This is a genomic window from Microbispora hainanensis (assembly GCF_006874475.1).
GTDB lineage: Bacteria > Actinomycetota > Actinomycetes > Streptosporangiales > Streptosporangiaceae > Microbispora > Microbispora hainanensis.
Map to the genome: position 1 here is coordinate 1 of NZ_VIRM01000192.1, position 528 is coordinate 528.

The 528-nt window shown below is 70.3% G+C and carries 1 protein-coding gene; it reads right to left on the bottom strand.

Translation table 11 applies throughout. The features are described 5' to 3' along the window. A partial coding sequence (locus FLX08_RS40125) for a transposase (RefSeq protein ID WP_244313252.1) occupies window positions 1-516 on the bottom strand: 516 nt, incomplete at its 3' end. Between the last annotated feature and the right edge of the window lie 12 nt (window positions 517-528).

The window sequence follows — 528 nt, forward strand, 5'->3', positions numbered from 1 at the left end:
GCGGAAGCCGTACGCGTCGCGGGCGACGGTCTTGATCACGCGGTTGGTGCCCTCGGAGCCGGCGTTGGTGATGCCGGTGTGGATGAACGCGAGGATCTCGGGCCACCAGGTCTCGACCGTGCTCGCCAGGCGTTCCAGTTCAGGCAGGCCGGAGGCGGCGCAGCGGTCATAGAAGCGGAACAGCCGGCCGGCGACGACGGAGCGATCGGGGTGGGTGCGCGCCAAGGCGAGCAGGTCGAGCAGGTCTTCCTTGGCGTTCCACGCGGCCAGGATCGGCACTCCGATCCGCCTCGGTAGCGCCATCAGGTCATCGACCATCGGGTCGAGTTGCGAGCCGTGCATCCGGGCGGCCGAGCGGGTCAGCCGGTTACGTAGTTCCCATTCGCGGTTGCCCTTGCGCCCGCGCCTGCCCCGCACCTGGACGGTGACGCGGCGGCGGACCTCGGTGACGGCGGCGTTGGCCAGCTGCACGATGTGGAAGTGGTCGACCACCAGCCTGGCCTGCGGTAACGCCACCCGGACGGCGGA